The 19313-nt window shown below is 66.0% G+C and carries 24 protein-coding genes; 11 read left to right on the top strand and 13 right to left on the bottom strand.

Translation table 11 applies throughout. The features are described from left to right. Positions 1-2 precede the first annotated feature (2 nt). Positions 3-269 carry a hypothetical protein gene (locus WC729_RS05480; RefSeq protein WP_372850332.1) on the bottom strand — a complete coding sequence of 89 codons (267 nt, stop codon included), beginning with the start codon at positions 267-269 and terminating at the stop codon, positions 3-5. Between the two features lie 53 nt (positions 270-322). On the opposite strand from WC729_RS05480, the gene WC729_RS05475 reads away from it, so the two are divergent. Beyond that, positions 323-697 (top strand): hypothetical protein, encoded by a 375-nt coding sequence (locus WC729_RS05475; RefSeq protein ID WP_372850330.1) that lies wholly within the window; start codon positions 323-325, stop codon positions 695-697. Positions 698-952: 255 nt separating this feature from the next. Here WC729_RS05475 and WC729_RS05470 read toward each other — a convergent pair whose 3' ends face one another. After that, a complete protein-coding gene (locus WC729_RS05470) occupies positions 953-1651 on the bottom strand; it encodes an alpha/beta fold hydrolase (RefSeq protein WP_372850328.1) in 699 nt (232 codons plus the stop codon). A gap of 147 nt (positions 1652-1798) precedes the next feature. Between WC729_RS05470 and WC729_RS05465 the strand changes: the two genes are divergently transcribed. The 3 genes from WC729_RS05465 (at position 1799) to WC729_RS05455 (ending at position 5184) form a co-directional block, all read left to right on the top strand. Further along, entirely contained in the window at positions 1799-2746 is a 948-nt protein-coding gene (locus tag WC729_RS05465) for a LysR family transcriptional regulator (RefSeq protein ID WP_372850326.1), read from the top strand. Between the two features lie 580 nt (positions 2747-3326). Further along, complete coding sequence (locus tag WC729_RS05460; protein ID WP_372850324.1) at positions 3327-3956, top strand: hypothetical protein; 630 nt, start codon at positions 3327-3329, stop codon at positions 3954-3956. Between the two features lie 832 nt (positions 3957-4788). Then, positions 4789-5184 carry a hypothetical protein gene (locus tag WC729_RS05455; protein ID WP_372850322.1) on the top strand — a complete coding sequence of 132 codons (396 nt, stop codon included), beginning with the start codon at positions 4789-4791 and terminating at the stop codon, positions 5182-5184. A gap of 55 nt (positions 5185-5239) precedes the next feature. On the opposite strand, the gene WC729_RS05450 is transcribed toward WC729_RS05455, so the two are convergent. The 4 genes from WC729_RS05450 to WC729_RS05435 form a co-directional block, all read right to left on the bottom strand. Then, entirely contained in the window at positions 5240-6049 is an 810-nt protein-coding gene (locus WC729_RS05450; RefSeq protein ID WP_372850320.1) for a LytR/AlgR family response regulator transcription factor, read from the bottom strand. Beyond that, entirely contained in the window at positions 6046-7182 is a 1137-nt protein-coding gene (locus WC729_RS05445) for a sensor histidine kinase (protein WP_372850318.1), read from the bottom strand. The genes WC729_RS05450 and WC729_RS05445 overlap by 4 nt, the downstream gene beginning before the upstream one ends. A gap of 94 nt (positions 7183-7276) precedes the next feature. Beyond that, a complete protein-coding gene (locus tag WC729_RS05440) occupies positions 7277-7759 on the bottom strand; it encodes a hypothetical protein (RefSeq protein WP_372850316.1) in 483 nt (160 codons plus the stop codon). Between the two features lie 99 nt (positions 7760-7858). Beyond that, a complete protein-coding gene (locus WC729_RS05435) occupies positions 7859-8296 on the bottom strand; it encodes a helix-turn-helix domain-containing protein (protein WP_372850314.1) in 438 nt (145 codons plus the stop codon). 407 nt (positions 8297-8703) lie between these two features. On the opposite strand from WC729_RS05435, the gene WC729_RS05430 reads away from it, so the two are divergent. After that, the gene (locus tag WC729_RS05430) at positions 8704-9288 is read left to right on the top strand and encodes an outer membrane protein (RefSeq protein WP_372850312.1); all 585 of its coding nucleotides are present in this window, start codon (positions 8704-8706) and stop codon (positions 9286-9288) included. Between the two features lie 69 nt (positions 9289-9357). Here the strand turns inward: WC729_RS05430 and WC729_RS05425 are convergent, their stop codons facing one another. Genes WC729_RS05425 through WC729_RS05415 form a run of 3 tightly spaced genes read right to left on the bottom strand, consistent with a single transcriptional unit; the run spans position 9358 to position 12270 of the window. Then, the gene (locus tag WC729_RS05425; protein ID WP_372850310.1) at positions 9358-9837 is read right to left on the bottom strand and encodes a hypothetical protein; all 480 of its coding nucleotides are present in this window, start codon (positions 9835-9837) and stop codon (positions 9358-9360) included. After that, on the bottom strand, positions 9837-11381 hold the full coding sequence (locus WC729_RS05420; RefSeq protein WP_372850308.1) for a hypothetical protein: 1545 nt from the start codon (positions 11379-11381) through the stop codon (positions 9837-9839). Before WC729_RS05420 ends, WC729_RS05425 begins: the two co-directional genes overlap by 1 nt. Beyond that, on the bottom strand, positions 11371-12270 hold the full coding sequence (locus tag WC729_RS05415; protein WP_372850306.1) for a TolB family protein: 900 nt from the start codon (positions 12268-12270) through the stop codon (positions 11371-11373). Before WC729_RS05415 ends, WC729_RS05420 begins: the two co-directional genes overlap by 11 nt. Positions 12271-12519: 249 nt before the next feature. On the opposite strand from WC729_RS05415, the gene WC729_RS05410 reads away from it, so the two are divergent. Further along, positions 12520-12996: a GNAT family N-acetyltransferase gene (locus tag WC729_RS05410; RefSeq protein WP_372850304.1), complete on the top strand. Its 477-nt coding sequence runs from the start codon at positions 12520-12522 to the stop codon at positions 12994-12996. Here WC729_RS05410 and WC729_RS05405 read toward each other — a convergent pair. Continuing rightward, positions 12968-14305, bottom strand: a complete 1338-nt coding sequence (locus WC729_RS05405) for a YceI family protein (protein ID WP_372850302.1) — start codon at positions 14303-14305, stop codon at positions 12968-12970. The two genes, WC729_RS05410 and WC729_RS05405, sit on opposite strands and share 29 nt — an antisense overlap. Positions 14306-14420: 115 nt before the next feature. On the opposite strand from WC729_RS05405, the gene WC729_RS05400 reads away from it, so the two are divergent. Then, complete coding sequence (locus WC729_RS05400) at positions 14421-15707, top strand: hypothetical protein (protein WP_372850300.1); 1287 nt, start codon at positions 14421-14423, stop codon at positions 15705-15707. Between the two features lie 95 nt (positions 15708-15802). Here WC729_RS05400 and WC729_RS05395 read toward each other — a convergent pair whose 3' ends face one another. Together WC729_RS05395 and WC729_RS05390 are read right to left on the bottom strand one after the other, a co-directional pair. Then, positions 15803-16333 (bottom strand): O-acetyl-ADP-ribose deacetylase, encoded by a 531-nt coding sequence (locus WC729_RS05395; protein ID WP_372850298.1) that lies wholly within the window; start codon positions 16331-16333, stop codon positions 15803-15805. A gap of 8 nt (positions 16334-16341) precedes the next feature. Then, entirely contained in the window at positions 16342-16584 is a 243-nt protein-coding gene (locus WC729_RS05390) for a hypothetical protein (RefSeq protein WP_372850296.1), read from the bottom strand. A gap of 231 nt (positions 16585-16815) precedes the next feature. On the opposite strand from WC729_RS05390, the gene WC729_RS05385 reads away from it, so the two are divergent. Together WC729_RS05385 and WC729_RS05380 are read left to right on the top strand one after the other, a co-directional pair. Further along, complete coding sequence (locus WC729_RS05385) at positions 16816-16947, top strand: hypothetical protein (RefSeq protein ID WP_372850294.1); 132 nt, start codon at positions 16816-16818, stop codon at positions 16945-16947. Between the two features lie 167 nt (positions 16948-17114). Next, positions 17115-17672 (top strand): DUF1579 domain-containing protein, encoded by a 558-nt coding sequence (locus WC729_RS05380; protein WP_372850292.1) that lies wholly within the window; start codon positions 17115-17117, stop codon positions 17670-17672. Positions 17673-17677: 5 nt separating this feature from the next. On the opposite strand, the gene WC729_RS05375 is transcribed toward WC729_RS05380, so the two are convergent. Beyond that, positions 17678-17872, bottom strand: coding sequence for a hypothetical protein (locus WC729_RS05375; protein WP_372850290.1), 195 nt, complete (start codon positions 17870-17872; stop codon positions 17678-17680). A gap of 211 nt (positions 17873-18083) precedes the next feature. Between WC729_RS05375 and WC729_RS05370 the strand changes: the two genes are divergently transcribed. Together WC729_RS05370 and WC729_RS05365 are read left to right on the top strand one after the other, a co-directional pair. Beyond that, positions 18084-18479: a hypothetical protein gene (locus WC729_RS05370; protein ID WP_372850288.1), complete on the top strand. Its 396-nt coding sequence runs from the start codon at positions 18084-18086 to the stop codon at positions 18477-18479. 104 nt (positions 18480-18583) lie between these two features. Beyond that, positions 18584-19261: a L,D-transpeptidase family protein gene (locus WC729_RS05365; RefSeq protein WP_372850286.1), complete on the top strand. Its 678-nt coding sequence runs from the start codon at positions 18584-18586 to the stop codon at positions 19259-19261. The last annotated feature ends 52 nt before the right edge of the window (positions 19262-19313 follow it).

Below are 19313 nucleotides of genomic sequence, written 5' to 3'. Positions count from 1 at the left end.
GCCTAGGCAATCGCTCCGATGATCCCCACCCAGTAGATCGCGGCGAAGATAGCCAGGCACGACGCCGCTGCGCACATCGGGGTATAGAGGCGCGATCCAGGCGGAAAGCGCCCGACGATGATCGTCAGCACGATCATGCCGAGTGGAATGCCGATGAGATAATAGAGGTCTTCGCTGATGCCGGACCTGGAGAGCAGGAGCATCGCCAGCTCGAGCGGCAACGACCAGAAGAGACAACCCAATATTGCGAGAACAGGTATCTTGGCCATGCCATTACCTAGCATGGATCGCGCGGGAGCGGCGCATGTGCTTAACTTCCGCGATGGACCTGTTGAGACATTGTTTTGCCGCGCTCGCCCTTTCAGCGATGCTCGCCCTTGGCGGCTGTAGCTGGCCGACCTCTGATCCGGTGAAACAAAGGGCGATCAGGGCCGAAGCCGAGGGGTTGAGGAAACGTCATCCCGTCGAACCGCCCCGATATTGGGTCGACATTCCGAAGAGCCAGTGGCCGCCGGTTATCGCGAGTCTCAGGCCCGAGTCCGTGACCGTCTTTCGGTGGGGCGTCGATATTTCGGTAAAAGCCTATTTCGACGGTGGTTGGGGTTATCACGTATCGCGAAGCAGGCGCGAGCTGCCGATGCTGGACGGATGCTATTCGGAGATCAGCGACGGCGTTTTCTGGCATGGCCCCTGCTGAGACTGTCGTCCGTCGTCGCATCAGCTTCGCCCCGCCCCTGACGGCTGCCGGTGGTGGATTTCAGTCGGCTTATTCGGGGACGCTATACTAATTTAATCCATCTGCCGCAGCCCGCTATCGGCTGGCCGCGAGCCGGCCTTTTTGACGCCCGCTTCGGGTGCGCCGGTGACTGGTGGTCCGCAGCGTTGAGGGGCCGACGCACCAATCCTCCGGATGCTTTCGCATCCGGAGGAAGGGCCTTCGCCATCATCGGGCTCAGTCGATTACGCCGCGCGCCGCGCTGTCGATGAAGTCCGCGACGGCATCGGGCTGCGAGACATAGACCGCATGGCTGCCAGCCTGATCAAGCGTCTTGGCACCGGCGCGGTTCGCCATCATGCGCTGGGCGGGAACGGGGATCATGTGATCGTCGGTCGCGACCAGATACCAGGAGGGCTTGCTCTTCCAGGCGGGCGTGGTCACCTCGCCGTTCAGCGCATCCAGCCCCCACGGCACTTGCGCCTTCGCCATGAAGTCCGCCAGGTCCGGCTCCACGTCGGCGGCGAACGAGGCCGCAAACTGGGTCTGGTCGAGCATCAGGAAGCCATCGACCGGCGGCAGGATCGGCGGCACGGGCGCGCCCGGCGCAGGGTTGGCGATCAGCTTGCCGACGGATTCGCCGGCGTCGGGCGCAAAGGCGGTGACATAGACCAGCCCGGCGACCTTCGGATGATTGCCGGCTTCGGTGACGACCACGCCGCCATAGGAATGGCCGACCAGGATCACATCGCCTTCGGCGGCGTCGATCACCCGCTTCGTCACGGCGACATCGTCTTCGAGGGAAATGGTGGGGTTCTGGACGATGCTGACCTTGTAGCCCTTCTTCGTCAGGGCCTTGTACGTCCCTTCCCAGCCCGAGCCATCGACGAAGCCGCCATGGACCAGAACGATGGATTTGATCGATTTGTTCGACATCTGAAATCTCCTTCGCAGGTGCGTTCTCAACTCTCGCCAGCGCCCTGATCGACTGCCGGTGTGTTGATGCCTCGCAAGGTACGGATGCCTCCTGGCTCGCGGAAATTTCGATTTCCCATACCGTCATTCACGGTATGAATGATGGCCATGAAGGCCAATACCGACCTGCGGAATATCGACCTGAACCTCCTACTCGTTTTCGACGTGCTCCATCGCACCCGGAATACGACGCGCGCGGCCGAGCAATTGCATCTCACCCAGCCCGCCGTGAGCAACGCGCTCAAACGGCTGCGGGATCAGTTTGATGATGTGCTGTTCGTAAAGACTGCGACCGGTATGCAGCCGACGCCGAGGGCGGACGACATCGCGAAATTTCTCGATGAGGGCCTTGCCTCGATCCGCCTGGCGGTAAGGGCCGGCCAGGCCTTCGACCCCGCAACCGCGACGCGTACCTTCCGCTTGTACGTCAGCGACATAGGGCAATCCGTTTTCATACCCCCGCTCGCTGCCAGGCTCAGGAAGGTCGCGCCCAACATTCATCTGTCCACGCATTACGTGCCGCTTGAGACGGCACAGCAGATGATGAAACTCGGCCAGATGGACCTGGCTATCGGGAATTTCACCGGGCTCCATACGGATTTCGTCCAACAAAAGCTGTTCGATGAAAGCTATGCGGTGCTGGTTCGCGCAGGCCATCCCGCGATCGGCGCCACGCTATCCATCGATCAATTTTTCGCAGCGGAACATATCGACTATATGCCGACCGCCGGCCGCCACGCGCGTTTTGAATCAGAACTCGAAGCGATTTCGGCCAAAGCTGGAACGGCCCGCAATGTAGCGCTGCGGCTGGCGCACACCTTCGGCATCAGCCGTATCGTGGCGTCGAGCGATCTGATCGCTTGTGTGCCGAGCCGCGTCGCGAGCGCCCTTGCCAATTCGGACGATGTTCGCGCCGTGGCCTTTCCGGTTGAGATGCCAACCGTCGATATTTCGCAATTCTGGCATGAACGATGCCATCGCGACGACGGGCACCAATGGCTGCGCTCGCTCATCTACGAAATGTTCAACGACAAGCGTCCAAGTTCTATTCGGTAGTCGAACGCATTTGGGGTGCGGGCCAGGGCAACGGTGGGCAAGGGTGACGGCGCGGCCCGCTCAAAATCGGTCGTCGATCGATTCAACCGCGATCCGAATCATTGCACCATGGAGGCTGGCCGGCGTGTGACGAAACGCCGGCTAGCTCTTTCCCATGACGGTCGCGGCATCTTTGCCTCATCCGTCCCTGTTACTGAGAAAGCCGCCCTGTTAACGGCGCTGGTCCGCCCTGTTCCGCGTTAGTTTTGCCCTGTTATTCAGGAACAGGGCAAATGCTCCACAAAATATTGAGGTGTATGGAAAATATCTCCAACAAAGTTGGAAATAACAGGGCGAGAAAAAAATCTCTGCCCTGTTCCGCCCTGTTAATGGCCAGAAACAGGGCAGCCGTGACAGTGATGCATTCAATTCGACAGAGGCGGGAGGTTCGACAGCGTTTATGCTCGAGGAGTTGAATGCACTGTCATCACAATTCCTCCCGTTCCGGTCGGCCGGCGATCAGGCGATCGGGTCGCGTTGCCCGTGCCCGACGGGCAGAACTGCCATTGCGGTCGGCAGCCAGCGCGTGCTGAATGCCGCAATGGCCGATTACATCAAACGAGTTTGCCGGTTCTTCGCGTTGATGGCGCTGGTGCCGCTCTGTGTCGGCTTCATTGGTCCATGGTCCGAAGCCATGGGGATCTTGGCTATTCCTGCCGCTCTGATAGCGCTGACAGCCGGTACAATTTTCTGGCTTAGGCGCGGTGCGAGCCTATCCAGGCGGGAGGGGATAAGGCGAGAGGGAGGGTTGGCGCTTGGTCTGGCTCCGGTGCTTCTCTTGATGTTCTTTATCGCGTTTTTGCCGCTTCTCGCGGCAGGGAACTTCCTTGGTGGCTTCACCCGTTTGACGGTCAATCGTGATCGGTATGAAGCCATTGTCGCCCAGGCTCGCAAGACACCCGAGACGGCCATATTCAGGAAATATCGGGGCGTAAACTACGCAACGGATTCAGGTCCGCCGGTCCGCGTTCTGTTCAACCCGGAAGGCGCGCGCGGTTTCGCCGGCGCGATCGTGTACGATCCAACGGGCGACGTGATGTTGGCAAAAGGTTGGGACGATACGTCCAAAAACTTTATCGGGCCGGAGGGCGTGACGGGGCTGTTCACGGGCGGTTTGATTGGCTGCCGGCACTTGTCTGGCAATTACTACACTTGCTGGTTCGACTTTTAGGAATTGCGCGGAGGCGCCGGCGCATCGATGTCGTTGAGGGCGTCACCCCATCGCTGTCACCGCGATTCCTGCCACAGCTATCGCCTGCGGTCAGGCGGGTGAGGAGCCTCACAGCCGTTCCGGTGGCAGTTGCCGGGCAAGCCGTTGCAGTCTGCGCGCAATCGCCGGCGATCGATTCAAACGAAGCGAAGTTCGTCGCACCATGACGATGCGCGGAGCATTTGGCCGCGCCGCTCTTTCTCACCGTCGGTCGATGTGATTTCCCTGTTCCGGGAGATTTTTTCCCTGTTATGCGACGGCAAATTCCCTGTTATCGGATAACAGGGAAATCGCATATAAAGCCTTGATCAAAGGCGCTTATTTGCGCTGTTTTGCGCGGATATCCGCCGAAAAATAAACGAATTCCCTGTTAATTCCCTGTTATCGGCAAAGATCAGGGAATTGCGATCGGCAGATCACGGTCCCGCAAGTCCGGAATGGGTGGAAAGCAAAGGTTCGTGCCGTTATCCTCCGGGCCATGTTCGAACACCATCCGCACCTCGGTACCACCGCATTCGAGCGGACGGCAGACGGGTTCGTCTATTATGCGAATGCCTGGTCAAAGGGCATTCCGGTCTCGGCCGCCGCTCGCCACGCCTATATCTATGGCCCCCGCAGCACCTGGTTCGAGGCTATTCTCGGACAATCCCCCTCGGTTCCACGTCGGCCATATTGGCGGTCGGTGAAACGCATCCTGACGGCGTTCTTTTGGGGATATGATCCGGCGGAGCCGGTTGGCGAATCGCCACGGGGTGGGAAGCCGCCGCCCAATTATCGAAAGACTGGCCTGTGAATGACCGCAAGCGGGTTGCTTTTGGCGTCGGCTTTGCGAGTGTCGAACGGCAGGAAGCAGCCGCTGGGTGTGCATAATGGCAACAAACCTCGGCGACCAGGAGAGAGAGATGTGTCGACAACCAGGATCGTAACGCTGGATGACGGGGCACCAGTGCTGGAAACCTTCGATTTCCGGTCCGAGTTCGCTTTCGACGATTTCGCATCATGGATAGCAGAACGATTGAATATTCATCCAACTTCAGGCGAGATCGGTGAAGACATGGAGCCCTTCAGCTTCCAGTGGGGCGGATCAACTTCTGAAGCTGGGTGGAGCGATGAGCATGGGTGTTTCATCACGGCAACGGCCGACCTAAAAGATCAACTGCAAATGATACAGAGCGCCTTGTCATCCTGATCAGGCTGCATCGACGCCAGAATATTGGCCGGGTCGAAAACGGTCATTCCCTACCCTACTCCACACCCCCAGACCCATCCCGCTCCAGCAACAACTCCCGCAACCGTTTCGCATGCACCCGCCCCGCCGCGATGCGTGTCCCGCCCTGCAAAATCACCTCGCGCCGCCCGGTCGGGGTCCGCCGCACTTCCGTAATCCGCGACAGCCGGACCAGCGCCGCCCGGTGCACCCGGATGAACTGCGCCGGATCGACCCGCCCCTCGAACGCGCGGATCGACAGGCGCAGCAAATGCGAGGTCGCGCCGGTGTGCAGCCGCACATAGTCGTCCTCGCTGCTCACCCAGTCGACCAGGTCGAGCGGCACGCGTGTCAGGCTGCCGGTCGCGCCGCGGATCCACAGCTCCGTCTCATAGGGCGACCGCGCCTTGTTGTGGAACTCGGCGCGCAGATCGTCGATGATCGCGCGCATCTCCTGCACCTGGCCGACCGAGCTGTCCGCCGCCAGCCGCGCCCGCGCCCGGTCGATCGCCTCGCGCAGCCGCGGCGGATCGATCGGCTTCAGTACATAATCGACCGCGGAAACCTCGAAGGCGCGGATCGCGAAATGGTCGAACGCCGTGATGAAGATCACCGCCGGCGTCACGTCCCTCGGCAGCCGGTCGAGAATGTCGAACCCGGTCCCGTCGCGCAGGCGGATGTCGAGCAGGGCGATGTCAGGCCGCTTCTCCGTGATCAGCGACACTGCCTCGTCGCAACTCATCGCCGATCCCAGCAGCTTTGCGCCCGGCATGGCGCCCAGCACGATCTCGAGCCGACGCAGCGCCAGCGGCTCGTCGTCGACCGTCACGATGGTGAAGCCGGTCATCGCACGAACTCCAGCGGAATGGTGACGCTCACCTCATAGCTCCCCGGCCCGCGGACCACGGAGACATCCTGCGCAGGCCCATAATGCTCGGCCAGCCGCTCGCGCACATTGGCGAGACCGATGCCGTTGGTGCAGGATGCCGGCGTGGCCGCCCCGACCGTGCCGCTGTTCGCCACCCGCACCACCAGCCGCTCGCCGTCCTGCTCCGCCGCGATGCGGATGGCGGTCGGCGGCATCGATTTGGCGACGCCGTGCTTGATCGCATTCTCGACCAGCGGCTGCAGGATCAGCGCGGGCACTGCGGCCCGGCGCAGGTCCTCGGGCAGGTCGAAATCGACGCTGAGGTCGGGATAGCGCATCTGCTCGATCGCCAGATAGCGGCGGTGCACGTCGAATTCATGCTCGATCGGCACGTCGATCAGCGGGTCGATCGACAGCGTGGAGCGGAAGAAGGTCGACAGCCCGGTCAGCATCTTCTCCGCCTCTGCGCTCTTCCCGTCGAGGATCAGCGAGGAGATCGAATTGAGGCTGTTGAACAGGAAATGCGGGTTGATCTGGTTGGAGAGCGCGCGGAGCTTCGCATTATGCGCCAGGTTGCGCAGCTCGGCCGATCGCCGCGCTTCCTCCCGCGCGTCGAAACTATATTCGATCGCCAGGTACAGCCCGGTCCAGGCGATGAAGAACCAGGACCAGAGCGACAGCACATGTGCGACGTCGTTCCAGCCGATCACGATCTTCCAGAGCGTCCGCCCGTCGAACGCGGCAAAGGCGAAATAATTGAGCCAGGCGAAGGTCTCGGCGGCGAAGGGCGCGGTCAGCGCCAGCGCCAGCGCGCGCGTGCGGAAGCTGCGGTGCGACAGCCGGCGCAGCAGGCGGTGCATGCCGTAGCAGACGGTGATGCCGACTACATAGACCAGCGCCCGCACGACCGACGAGGCAAGCGGGTGCGGGTTGCCCGCGAGGAGGCCGAAAAAGCCGAAGATCGTGTAGCTCGCGCCCCACATGGAGAGCGTCAGGACCAGCTTGGCCCGGGTCTCCGGCCAGGTCTCCGCCCGGCCTCCTGTCCGGCCACCCACGCCTGTCTCCTCGACATAAAAGGGCTCGCGCCCGGCATAGGGGTTCAGACCGTCCACGCGCCGGGTGTCGCAAATCATCACCGGCGTGTCGACTGACGCTCACCCCCTCGGAATCGACGTTCGCCCGCGCTGGCGCCCGTTCAAGCCCCAATCACGCTGTCGCCGCGATGGCGTCCGGACCCCGGCCAAGGCCCCGGAGCGTGATATACGCCATCGGGATGCCGACGCAGACGATGTGCGCGAACAGCGCGCTCGCGATGCCGCGCGGCTTCAGGCTGGGGAAATTGTCGGGCCAGCGCAGCGGCAGCACGATCCAGTACATGAAGAGATAGAGCGCCACGCCATAAGCGATGCCCGCGATCAGCGGATGCGCCGTGATGAAGGGCAGCCGCCGCGCGAGCGTGACGAACACCGCGACCATCACCGACATGATCGCAAAATGCACTGCGAGCCCGGCCAGGCCGGTCGCCATGCCGCCGCTGTTCACGCCCTCGCCGAACGGCCCGCTCGCGACGCTGTGCAGCACGTCGATCGGGCCGGTCCCGCGCATCCCGGCAAAGATGATCGCATACAGGATATCGAGCGTTCCACAGATCAAGGTTGCCGTCAGGACGGTCCTGCCGATGGCGTTCATAATGTTCCTCCCCCATTTGATGCGGCCACATCGCTGCGTCGGCCCGCCCCGGCCGGGCCACCGGCTTGAGGGCGAACGCCGTCAATTCGCGGCCAGATGTCATGGAATAGCCGGCCAGTGCTCGCCGCAGATCCACAGCGAGGTCGATCCCCGCGCGTCCGGCTCGACCCGCAGGCGCAGGCCCCAGCCGCGCACCGTCTCGATCGGGTCGGGCGCCCCCGCCGCCGTAAACTTGCGCCGGATGCGATAGACATGGACGTCGAGGGAGTCGGTGCCATAGCCCAGCGCCTGCAACGTCGCGGCCATCTCGGCATAGGCGGCGCGTCCCTTGCGCACCAGCAGGCCAAGCATCACGGCCTCGGTCGGCGAGACGTGAATCGGCACCCCGTGGCGCAGGATCCCCAGCGGCTCGGCGGTGGTCGCCAGCGCGCCGCGCCGGGCCGCGATCCCGCCCTGCTCGACGACCGGGCGCCAGATCGGCGGCCCGGGCTCCGCGCGGCGGCGGCGGGGCAGGTCGGGTATCGCGTGCGCGTGCATCGGGGCTCTCCACCACGGGTTCGCACCAACAACGCCCTGTGCCGCGCGGAAACCCAAGCGGCCAGCGGCCCAGCGCCGCGACGAGGCGGGCGAAGACGCTAGGGCTGCGTGCGAACGGTGGTTTCGAGCGGGCGAGGCGCAGGGCGCGGCGGCCTGCCGGGGCGCAATTAGGGCCGCGCGGGGGCGAATAAGGCCGCTTCGCCTCCGCCGGTCACAGGACCGACCCAATCCCCGTCCCGACCCTCTCGATCGGCCTAAAAGCCGCCCGAAACAGCGCCGAAACCTCAACTCGGCCGCGGCTTATTGCGGTCGTGTAACAGCTTCTGTGAGGAGCGATGCGTACCCCTGGCCGATGCCCGCTGTCCCCCTGGCGGGCGGCCTTCCCCCACCACCTTAGGAGTAAAACCATGCGACTTTTTGCCGCAGCCATCCTGTTGTCCGCGTTCGGCGCAACCTCCGCCATGGCGCAGGAATCGTCCGACAAGCCCTTCCAGGGCGCCACCGTCACCGCGATCGCCGGCATCGACGCCAGCAGCGCGGCGGGCCAGAACGAGACCGGCTTCCTCTATGGCGGCCAGCTCGGATACGACTGGCAGCGCGGGAAGACCGTCTTCGGCGTGGAGGCCGAGATCGACGGCGCGACCTCGAAGAAATGCTATGACGACACGTTCGTCGCGGGCGACCGGTCCTGCGGCAAGGCCGGCCGCGATCTCTATGTCGGCGGACGGATCGGCCGGGTCGTCGGCGACACCACCTTGTTGTACGTGAAGGCGGGCTACGCCAACGCGCGCAGCACGGTGACCTATGAGGATGGCGGCACGGGCGCCGGCAATCTTAGCGAAAGCGTGAATCGCGACGGCGTTCGCGGCGGTGTCGGCGTCGAAAAGGCCATCGGCAGGAACCTGCTCGTCAAGGCCGAGTATCGCTATTCCAACTATGCCGACGGCTATAGCCGCAACCAGGGCGTGGCCGGCATCGGCTTCCGCTTCTGAACGGGAAGGCCGCGCGGGGTGCTCCCGCGCGGCCCGACCCGATCCCATCCCGACAAGCCCGAAAGGCGGTCAGGCCTTGCGGCAGGCAAGCCGGTCGCCGAGCGCGAGCGCTTCGCCCGGTCGCGCGATCAGCCAGTCGACCTGCAGATCGCCCTGCGCACCGATCGCATAGGCGAAACGTTCCTCGGGCTCGCCCTGACCCGATCGGCTCCAGACGATGCTGCCATCGACCCAGCCGTCTGAAACGTACCAGCGCATGCCGCCATTGTTGGCGATCGCGGCGCGAAACGGTGCGGCGCCCCTGGTCGAGGTCCAGACTTCCAGCGCGTGATAGACATTGGGTGCCGAATCGTCGCGCCGCACGATCAGCGCGCCGGTCGCCGGGTCGCGCGTGACATCGAGGGAGGAGGCGATCTTCGCGCCGCTCTTCACGAAATAGCCATCGCAACTCCAGCGCCCGACCAGCCGGTCGAAGCCGTCCGCCGCGCCGGCCGGCCCGGCGGTGCCGGCCATCGCCCAGAGCGCCGCCAAGGCCGCAAGGGACCCCATCACGATGCCGCCTCGCCCGGGAATTTGCCCGGGTTCGTCGCCATCCACGCTTCCAGCTCGGCCCAGGGCGCCGCGCCGATATGCATCATGAAGAACCGGTCGGGCGACAGATGCTCGCGGTGCGCCGCGTCGATCACTTCGCTGGCGGCCTGGACGCTGGTCGGCTTGCCGTTGCCGCCCTGCTGGAACGGGTCGCTGCCATAAAGCAGCTTCGCGCCCGGGAACCAGACCATCAGCTGGCGCTCGCTCGTCTCGCCGCGGATCGGCATCAGCTCTAGGCGATTGGCGCCGGTTCCCAGCACTGTCCTGCCCGACAGCGGCTTGAACGCCGCCGGGCGCGGCCTGGCGGTCAGCGCATCGGCGCGTCCGTCGAAACGCGCGTCGATCAGGCGCTGCAGCGCCGGCTGGTTGAGGTCGAGGCAGTAGATCGGAATCCCGCGAGCCGCATAGGGACGGATGCCGGCAAGGTGCGGCCATGAATCCGAGGTGCTGACCACGGCCTTGATCGGCACGCCGGGATAGCGGCGCCCGGCCTCGGCGATGACGAGGTCGGAATAGGCCGAGGAGATCGGGGCTTCGAGGATGACCAGCCCGTCCTCCTGCCGCACCAGCGTGACGTTCCACGGCCCGGGAATGAGGGTGATCCCCGGCGCGAGTTCCACCGGAGGCTGCCCCGGGAAGCCGAGCGGTTGACTGGCCGGCGGTGCTGCCACGGCCGTCGCGAATTTCGCGCGGATCTCCTCGGGGATCGTCATGTCAGCGTCGGCGAGCGGCGCATCGATCTGCAGCGACCGGACCATATAGGTCGCCTCGCGCAGAGGGCCGCGTTCGACATCCCATTGCATCGGCAGGCGGATGCCGCGGTCGCCCAGCAGCCAGGAAGAGAAAAGGGTCCGCATCGGCGCGTCGCCGACAAAGCGCCAATAGCCGTCGCGCGCCAGCGGACCGGCATAATCGACCGCGGTCGGCAGATGCGTGAAGCGGTTGAGGAACAGCGTCACCGGCGCGCCGTCGAGCGTGAACCGGACGACATCCTGCGGCACTGACTGGATCGTCGCGGGCGCGCCCAGCGCGACATCCCCTGCCTCGAGCGCGGTGAGCAGCAGGCGCGCCGGCGACAGCGCCATCGTTTCCTTCATGCTCGCCAGCAGATCAGCATTGCCGGGCGCCTTGTTCGTGCCCCGAACCCGCATCGCGGCGCTGTCGTCGGCCACGATCTCCGCCGCATAGTTGGCGAAGGGCGGGATCGAGCTTTCGGTCCGGGCGCGCCAACGATGCTTCGTCACATCATGCTCGACCGTGACGTGCTGGAACTCGACGATATAGGGGCCCTCGGGCCGTTCCGACTGTTCGAGCATGTTGCGATAGCCGTCGGTCTTCACGCGCAGCGTCTTGATCGAACGGAGCGCCGCTTCGCCACCCTGCGCCGCAATCGCGCTTTGCAGCAGGGTGATCGCCGGGCGCTCGGCCGCGATGGCGACATTTCCGGCAATGGAGATGGACAGGGCGCCGATACAGCCGGCAATCCGCATTCTATCGGGCATTCGTCCTCCGCTGATCGCCGGGCATTCCGGCAAGCACCGACGCCAGGTCGGCCGACCACAGGTCAAGCCGTGTATCGCCCGGCCCGCATGCCGCCGACCAGTAAAATCTGCCCGCGCGCGAAACCGATGGCCCGATATTCAGGCCGGCCGAACAATTGATCCCGGCCGGCAACGCGCCCGCGTCGTGCCAGGTGCCGGCGCGCAGCGTCGCGAGATGAAGCTTGGTGCCCGCCTCGCCGTCGGCGTCGCCGCGCGTGAAGATGATGTGCCGGGCATCGCCGGCAAAGGTCGCATCGAACTCGTCCTCGCCGGTTTCGATAGCCGGGCCGAGACGCATCGGTGTGCCGATCCGGTCGCCGTGCAGCGGGGCGAGATAGAGATCCTGCTTGCCCGATCCGCCCGGCCGGTTCGACGAGAACAAGAGGTTCCTCCCGTCCGGTGAGAGCGAAGGCGCCCATTCATTGCCTGGCGTGTTGACTATTGGCCCCAGATTGCGCGGCGTGCCCCAGAGGCGCGTGCGTGGGTCGAACGCGACCTGGTAAAGATCGTCGCCGCCCGATCCACCGGCGCGGTTCGAGAAGAACCAGACGCTGCGCCCGTCCGGCGCGAAGGCGGGGTCGAAATCATTGGCGTCGCCGTTGAACGGCACCGGTACCGGCGGCGTCCATTGGCCCGCCACCAGCCAGGATTCGACGATCTCCAGCCCGCTACCCGGGGTCCGATCGACCACGCCCCATAACCGGTGGCGCCCATCGGGCGAGACGGCAAGGCGCACATCCGACATCGGGGTGGAGATCGCCAACCGCTCGATGCTCGGGGTGGCTGCCGGTGCGGCGAGGGCGATGGTGGTGAGCGTCGCGGCCAGCGCGAGTCGATAGCGGGAGGTCATGCGGGGATCATTCCTGCGACACCGGCACTGGGCAAGGGCTCGCGGCGCCGACGGTCGTATCGTGTCGGTCAACGTCACAGATACGGCCCTCCTCCCTTACCTTCCCCGGCGAAGGCCGGGGCCCAGTTGGGAAGGCTGTGGTTGGCGGGCGCCGCGCTCAATCTCGAACGGCCCCCAACTGGGCCCCGGCCTCCGCCGGGGAAGGGCTAGTGGGTGGCGCGTCCGCGTTTCCAACGACATGATCGCCCCATGACCGACCCCATAACCCTCCGCCGCGCCAATGCCGCCGACGCCGCCGCCATCCGCGCGCTGGTGCGCGACGCTTATGCGAAATGGGTCCCCGTGGTCGGCCGCGAACCCCGGCCGATGAGCGCCGATTACGACAAGGCGGTACGCGATCACCGCATCGACCTGCTCTATCTCGACGGCGCCCTCGCGGCCCTGATCGAGACCATCGACGAGCCCGAGTGCCTGCTGATCGAGAATGTCGCCGTATCCCCGGCCTTCCAGGGCAGGGGCCTCGGCCGTCACCTGCTCGCGCATGCCGAGGCACTGGCCGTCGCGGCCGGCCAGGCGCGGATCAGGCTCTTCACCAACAAGCTGATGGTGGCGAACCAGCAGCTCTACGCTCGGCTCGGCTACGGCTTTGACGGCGAGGAGGCATTCCCCGGCGCCATCGCCGTGCACATGAGCAAATCTATCGGTCCGGTTTCCGGTCGGCCTTGATCGCCACGGTGACGGCCACCCCGGCCTTCAGATCGGTGGTCGCCTTCCATTCGCCCTGGCCGACCCCGAAGATCGTGCGGTCGATCGTGGTCGATCCGCGCATCGTCGCGACGTCGCCGTCGATCTTCAGGGTGAAAGGCAGGGTCAGCGGCCGCGATACGCCGCGCAGCGAGAGCGTGCCGATCGCCTCGTAGCGGTCGCCGGAACGGTGGCGGAATGTGGTGGCGGCGAAGGTCGCTACGGGGTGCGTGGCGGCGGCAAACCAGTCCGGGTCGGGCAGCGCACCTTCGGTATCGGCAACACCCGTCTTGGCCGAGGTCATGTCGATCGTCACCTTGACCGACGACGCGTCGAGCGCCGCCGGATCGAACAGGATCGCTGCGTCCCAGCTGCCGAAGCGCCCGTCGACTGGCCCTTCCGACCAGCTGGTGTTGAACGAGAGGGAGGAGGCAGCGCGGCGCACCGTCCAGCGCGAGGGCGCGACCGGCGTTGCCGTCGCCTCGGGGGTCGGGCTGGCCTCGGGCGTCGGCGTGGCGCTGGGCGCTGCCGCAGGCAAGGGCAGGGCGGCCGGCGTCGCCTCAGCGACCGGAACACCCGTCGCGACAGGGGTAGGGGCGGCGAGCGGGGTCAGGCGGATCAGGGTCGCAATGGCGGTCAGCCCGACGATCCCCGCGATCGCCGCCAGCGCCGCGGCGCCGAGCGCGCGGGGCGGCACCGGGATCATCCGCGCCATGTCGCCGCCGCGCTCGAGAAACTGGTGCTTCAGCGCGCCCGCGACATGCAGCAACAGCACCGCATAGGAAATATAGATCAGCGCATGATGGCCGATCTCGGCCGCTTCCTCGACACCCGCCTTGGCGCCGGGCGCGAGGCCGGGCACGCCGGGCACATGCGGCCAGGGGATCGCGCCGAACAACAATGTCGGGATCGCCGTCTTGCTCGCCGAGACGAGCAGCCAGCCGGTCAGCGGCAGGCCGAGCAGCAGCACGTAGAAGCCGACATGCACGGCATGGGCCAGCCGCTTCTCCCAGGCCTTCATCGTCGGCGGGAAAGGCGGCGGCGGATTGGCGATCCGCCAGCCGAGCCGGATCAGCGTCAGTAGCAGGATGGTGATGCCGACCGACTTGTGGAGCTGGAACACCGCGAAGGTCTCCGGCCCGCGCGGCCCGTCCATCCGCCAGCCCAGCCCGATCTGGAAGGCGAAGCAGGCAGCGATCGCCCAGTGCAGCGCGATCGCGCCGCGCGAATAGCGCGCGGCCCGTTGCGGGGTCGGGGCGGCGCCTTCCGGCTCGATCTGCGTATCGGTCATGCCAGGGCTCCGCGAGAGAAGGTGCGGGTTCACGATAGCGATGGCGTCGCGCCGGGCAAGCGCGCGGACCCGCTATTCATCGCCGGTGCATTGGGGCATGACTATCGTCATGAGCATGCGCCACGCTGCCCTTCGCGCCGCCGTCTTCGCCGTTCTGGCCACCCTTTCCGTTTTTCCCGCCGCCGCTCAGGTCCCGGCATCGACCCCGACGGCCGCGCCGCCGGCGCAGGTCGTGCCGGCCGCGCTGCCGGTGCAGTCCCCGACCGACGCGCTGGCGCAGGATGCAGCCGAATATGCCAGGCAGAACGCCGTGCCGCTCGACGAGGCGATCTTCCGCCTGCGCGCGCAACAGGAAACCGTGGCGACGACTGACCGGCTTGCATTGCTGTACCAGGATCGGCTCGCCGGCATCGCGATCGAGCATCATCCCGAATATCGCATCGTCGTGCTGCTCACGGGCGATCAGCCCGTCGCCGATGAGGCAGTGGTCGCTGCCGGGCGCACCATCGGCATCACGTTCCACACCGGCGCGCCGGCGACGCGCGACCGGATCCTCGCCGCGATCGGGAAGCACCAGGCGGAGATCCGCGCGGCGCTGCCGCATCCGCCCGGCATGGGCGTCGATCCGCGCACCGGCGAGCTGGTGGTCATGCTCAACGATGCCGATTTCAGGGCGATCGATCCGGTGGCGATGACGGAGAAGCTCAGCCGCCTTGCCGGCGTGCCGGTGCGGCTGCGCCTGCTTGGCCGCGATGCCAATGCGGCGATGGATGTCGGCGGCGGATCGCGGGTCGTGGGGGTCAATCCGGCGGACGGGCGGCGTTATGCCTGCACCACCGGCTATGTCGTGACCGACGGTGCGCGCACCGGCGTGGTCACCTCGGCGCATTGCCCGGACACCCTGTCCTATGTCGACCCGGCGCGGCACGAGACGCCGCTCGAGTTCATCGGCCAATGGGGCTGGGGGTTCCAGGACGTGCAGGTCAATGTCAGCAACGAGGCGCTGCGGCCGCTCTTCTATGCCGATACCGCGAAGACCGAGGCGCGGCCGGTCACGACCTGGCGCAACCGCACCAGCACGCGCGCGGGCGATGTCGTCTGCCACCGCGGCGAGACGACGGGCTATAGCTGCTCGCAGGTCGAGCTGGTCGATTACGCGCCCGCCGGGGATCTGTGCGGCGGCGCCTGCCTGCCGACCTGGGTGGTGGTGAACGGCCCGACGTGCCGCGGCGGGGACAGCGGCGCGCCGGTGTTCAGCGGCACGGTCGCCTTCGGCATCGTCAAGGGTGCGAGCTACCGCCCGGACGGGAGCTGCATCCTCTATTATTACATGTCGACGGATTATCTGCCGCCCGGCTGGTCGCTGCTGCATGGCGACGGGGCGGGCCGGTCCCTGAAATGAACGGCCCCGCCAGCAAGGGGGGAAAGCTGGCGGGGCGCTCTAGATCTGAAGCGACGCGAGGGGGGACAGGTAGCCGCTTCGAGGTTCAAAACACATTAGCGGGAAAGAGGTTCCATGGCCTGGGCGAAAATCGCCGTCGCCTCGGGGCCGAAGCAGACGAAGAGAATGCGGTCGAACGCCCGTGGCTCGGCATCGAGAAAGGCCGCGACCGTCTTCGTCGCGACCCCGGCTGCCGCGGCCAGCGGATAGCCATAGATGCCGGTCGAAATGGCCGGGAAGGCGATGCTCCTCACCCCATTGGCATGCGCGACGCCGAGCGACTCGCGGTAGCAGCTCGCGAGCAGCTCGGGCTCGCCGTTCGTGCCGCCGCGCCAGACCGGGCCGACGGTGTGGATGATATGGCGGGCCTTCAGCCTATGGCCTTTGGTGATCTTTGCCTGGCCCGTGCGGCATCCGCCGAGCAGCCGGCATTCATGGACGAGCTCTGGCCCCGCCGCGCGGTGGATCGCGCCATCGACCCCGCCGCCGCCGAGCAGCGACGAATTCGCCGCGTTGACGATCGCATCCACATCCAGGATCGTGATGTCGCCGGTGATGATGTCCCAGTCGGTCGTGCCATAGTGCATGGCCTGTCCTAGCGCGGAATCGACGGGCGGGCTCGTCTTCCTGGATCGATCGATCCTGTCGGCTCCACCGAGAGTTCGAGCATCAGCGAGACCATCCGGTCGTCCAGGCTATCGTCATCCTCGTCCTGGCGGTAGCTGGAGCGCAGCGCTTCGCCGGCGCGGACGAGCCTGTCGCGGTCCGGCGGACCTGCAATGGCTCCCGGGGCCGACGCGGCGTCGCGGCCGCGCCAAGAGGCGATGCGGCGCCACATCGGTTTATCGAGATGTCGGGATCGGGAAGGGCCGGGGGCCCGCAGCGATCGCCATCTTCGGTCCCTTGCCTCGTAGCGCCACAGCCGATTCTCCCGGTTCGAGCCTGAAAACGAGTGGTCGCGGGCGCCGTTCCTGCTGCTCGGGTGTGACGGTGGACAGGCGGGACGGGCCGAGCCTGGCGACCTGACAGCTTTTGTCATCGGATCGGTGCGGATGTCAGGGTTTGTCATTTGATCGAACGGCCCATCCGGCGCTTCCTCCGTCTCGAGCCGAGGAGGACCGGGATGCTGAAAACCATGATTGCGTCGTTCGCCGTCACCGCCACGATCCTGGCGTTCGCGCTGCCGATGGTGGCGGCATGAAAGCCCTGTTTTCGCTGATCCTCGCCCTGATCCCGCTGGTCGCGGTGGTCGGCGCCTATGTGGCGGTGCCGTAAGAACCGCGTGTTTTTTCGGAGTTGAATAATAGCTGACATTGGATGTCAGGTAGGGCGGTGCAGAAGGCCTTTGTTCCAACCATGGAGGCTTTGATGACCGACGATATTCTCTTCACGCGCCGCAGCGCGATTTCCACGGCGCTGGCGGCAACGGCGCTTGCCGCGATCAGCCCGGGCGCGCTCGCGGCGCCGGCGAACGACTGGGCGTTCCTGGTGGGGAGCTGGAAGGTCAGGCACCGCAAGCTCCGCGCGCGGCTCGCGGGGAGCACGGACTGGGATCTGTTCGACGGGACCTGCGTCAACTGGCCGCTGCTCGGCGGCGCGGGGAATGTGGACGACAATGTGTTCGACACGCCGACCGGCAGCTATCGCGGCGTGGGCGTGCGCGCGTTCGATCCCGCGAGCGGGCTATGGTCGATCTGGTGGCTGGATTCGCGCTTCCCCACAAAGATCGACGTGCCGGTGCGCGGCACCTTCCGGGACGGCGTGGGCACCTTCGTCGCTGACGACGAATTCCAGGGAAAGCCGATCAAGGTGCGCTTCATGTGGTCGCGGATCACCGCGACCACGGCGCATTGGGAACAGGCCTTCTCGCCCGATGGCGGCGCCAGCTGGGAGACCAACTGGACGATGGAGTTCAGGCGGGCCTGACGCCCTCAAGCCGCTTCGGCCGCCGGTCCTTGTTCGGGATCGTTGGCGCGCTCGAGATAGGATTCGGCGATCAGATAATGCGCGTGCACCACCGCGGGATGCTCGGCGCGTTGGGCCAGTTCCAGTTCCTGTTCCGCGCGCTGGATATACCAGGGTTCGTCACGTTCTTCAGCCGGCACGTCCGGCGTCTTCTCACGCATTGCCTTGTCTCTCTCAGGGGGTCCGCTCGCCCGGAAGACGCCCGGCCGGCGGGATCGGTTCCGGCGAAAATCGATGAAACGCAGCGGATGCGACGGGCGGTTTCCGGCGCGCCGCGAAGCGGGAAGTGCCGGCCGTTGCTTGACTATTCCCCGTCCGAAGGGTTCTTGGGAAGGCCCTTTGGGCGGGAAGGGGAAGCAGGCGATGAACGGCATGGCCCTTCTGATCGGCGCGAGCGCTGCCCTCGCAGCGCTGTCGCCGAGCCAGCTCAACGAGGATCCGGCCGCTCATGACGGCCAGGTCGTCGAGGTCAGGGGTTATCTCCACCTGACCTCGGGCGGCCATGTGCTGTACGAGGCGCGATCCGACCTGGCCCTGTTTTCGGACCTGACCCGGGTGAAGAATCTCGACCGGGCGCTGCGGCGATGCCTGACGGTCCATTACGCCCCGGCACTGAAAGTGCGGCTGATGCGGCGGAACGAGGGTGACGTCGTGCTGAAGGGCAGGTTCCACGCGACCTATCTGAAGGAAGGCGCGGTGGACCCCGGCGCGTGCAGCGGCCCGACCGCCATCATGGTCGACGATGTGCGGCCGGCAAAGACCGGCTGACGCCCGGCAAATCATGAACGGCAGGCCGCTTCGTCCCGCCCCGGGACGGCGAAAATCAGCGGCTGGAAAATGCCGCGCGGGTGCGCGAGAGCGGCCCCATGACGATGCGCATGAAGACCATCAGCGGCAGGACGATGTTGTGGATCGGGGCGATGTTCATTGCCCCCTGCGCGATCGCGGGCGGCTATGTGGTGGGCGCGCGCGAGACGCCGAAGCCAGTGGTCGCGCGGACCCTGCCGAAGCTCGCGCCGGCGCCGGCCCGCGCAGTCGCGGCACTGAAGACTGCCGCTGCGCCCGCACCCGCGCTCGACCCGGCCAGCTATGTCGTGAAGAGCGTGCTGCCGATCGACCACGCCATGAAGCAGGGCGAATATTACTGGGACGAGTCCGCCGCGCCCAGGACCGGGCAGATCGTGATCACGGTCGATCTGGCGGCGCAGGTGCTGTCGGTGTTCCGCGACGGGCATGAGATCGGCACCGCGGTGGTGATCTTCGGCGGCGAGGACAAGCCGACCCCGCTCGGCGTGTTCGACATCTCGCAGAAGGATGCCGATCACGTCTCCAATATCTATGACGCGCCGATGCCGTACATGCTGCGGCTGACCAATGACGGCATCTCGATCCATGGCAGCGAGGTCGGCAACGGCTATATCACCCATGGCTGTGTCGGCACGCCGCAGAAATTCGCCAGGCTGCTGTTCAATGCGGTGAAGCTGGGCGACCGGGTGATCGTGTCGCGGGGCGAGACGCTGGGCGTGGGGCAGCCGATCCCGGCCGCCTGACACGCGCCCTCGGGTCCATGGGGTCGGCATCGCGGCACAGCCCGCCGCCGCC

The sequence above is a fragment of the Sphingomonas sp. genome (genome assembly GCF_041661825.1).
In the GTDB taxonomy this organism is placed as follows: Bacteria; Pseudomonadota; Alphaproteobacteria; order Sphingomonadales; family Sphingomonadaceae; genus Sphingomonas.
This window is presented reverse-complemented; position numbering and strand designations above follow the sequence as displayed.